The sequence below is a fragment of the Coprobacter sp. genome (assembly GCF_982436375.1).
In genome coordinates, this window is sequence record NZ_CEWDCG010000316.1 from 1 (window position 1) to 2,015 (window position 2,015).

The window sequence follows — 2,015 nt, forward strand, 5'->3', positions numbered from 1 at the left end:
CAACAATCCTATCCAACTCGTAAGCAACAGAATTATCGTCACTCCTAATTTACAAGCTGTAGATATATTCTTTTTAAAAACATCCATAATCGCATAAACCGTTGCGATAATACCGATAATGTAAATAATCAATCCCATAACTTTTTATTTTACAAACAAATTATTACTCAAAAAACAAAGATAAATATAATTGGTTCTTCTCCAGGCACTGATATTAACGTAGAATCCCATGCTTTAGACATATTAATCTACTTAACACGTCATCCAAAATAGAATAAAATCTATTTTCAAAACATTTTGAGGTCAGATAAGCTCAAATTTTAAGAAATCCCAGAAACAAAAAAATTACCTCCATACAGATATTTGTGCAGATATTACGGATAGTTGTAACATAATTACTGATTCCGAATAAAGAGGAGCGGCACTCATGTTTATATTGATTACATTTGTAACAGAATAAATAAAAGCGCTATGGAAAAAATCCTAAAGTTGGACACAGTAGATCGGTATAACGAATTATTCGGTCTTGAAACACTACATCCGTTAGTAGGTGTAGTAGATTTATCGAAAGCCACAAAATTTCCGACTCATTTCACACTGAATTACGGACTATATGCATTATTTCTGAAAGAAACCAAATGCGGAGATATTCGCTATGGAAAGCAGATTTATGATTACCAAGAAGGTACTGTTACCAGTTTTGCTCCCGGACAAGTCGTCGAAACAGAAATTACAGACGGAATAAAACTAAGTGCTCATGGTATTTTATTTCATCCAGATTTGATAAAAGGTACATCATTAGGTAAGAATATAAAACAATACTCTTTCTTTTCCTATGCTTCGAACGAGGCTTTGCACTTGTCAGAAGAAGAAAAAGAAATTTTTCTCGACTGCTTGAAAAAAATAAGTATAGAACTTAGTCATCCGATAGATAATTATAGTAAATGCTTAATATCAAAAAACATCGAATTATTATTAGATTATTGCATGCGGTTCTATGCACGGCAATTTATTACAAGATCGACTGTCAATAAAGATATTCTCTCAAAATTCGAAAATTTACTTGAAGAATATTTTGCAGATAATAAACCTAAAGTAGACGGTTTGCCTTCTGTTAAATATTTTGCAGATAAAGTGTGCCTTTCTCCCAACTATTTCGGAGATTTAATAAAAAGAGAGACCGGAAAAACAGCACAAGAATATATACAAAATAAAATCATAGATCTTGCCAAAGAGATGATTATCGGGACAGAAAAAACGATTAGTCAGATATCTTATGAACTGGGATTCCAATATTCACAACATTTTAATCGCATATTCAAAAAAAATATGGGGTACACCCCGAATGAATACAGAAAGCTTCAGGTTTAAGAACAACGAAAATTTATCAGGTAGACATGATAGTGCAATGTGACAAATCGTTACACAGCAAAACAATACATCCGTTGATAAACATAGGCTGTTTATCCGATATATCGAATACTTTTATAGAAACCGGATTTTACCGTATTATACTAAAAGACAGATCTTCATGCCCTGATTTCGGAAGATTGTGTTGTGATTACCAAGATGCAAGCGTAATATTCTTATCTCCTGAATATTCTCTGTCTTGTTTAACATCAGAAGACTTGAGTTTTTATAAAAAAAGCATATTTTTGTCTTTCCATGCAGATCTGATCAACACCTCTGCTATAAAAAAACATTTTAACGATTACTCCTTTTTCAATTATCGACAGAACGAATCTTTACACATCTCATTACGAGAAAAGAAAATTCTCACGACACGCTTCGAAGATATTTCTGATGAATTGAACTGGGGCATAGACAAATACACCAATATCTTGATCTCAGGAAAAATCGAACTACTCTTGAATTATTGCAAACGTTTTTATACCCGACAATTTATTACAAGATCAGAGGTGAACAGATGTATAATACAAAAAACTAAAAGGTTGATCGATGAATATTTCTTTATGAATAAAATATCGGAAAAAGGTCTACCCACTTCCGACTAC

General features: G+C 32.3%; 2 protein-coding genes. Both read left to right on the forward strand.

What is annotated here, in order from left to right:
* Positions 1–471: 471 nt before the first annotated feature.
* Positions 472–1,371, forward strand: a complete 900-nt coding sequence (locus AC1WHX_RS12010) for a helix-turn-helix domain-containing protein (protein ID WP_278583910.1) — start codon at positions 472–474, stop codon at positions 1,369–1,371.
* A 26-nt stretch (positions 1,372–1,397) separates the two neighbouring features.
* Positions 1,398–2,015: AraC family transcriptional regulator (locus tag AC1WHX_RS12015; RefSeq protein WP_481229456.1), on the forward strand; the 618-nt coding region annotated here is incomplete at its 3' end.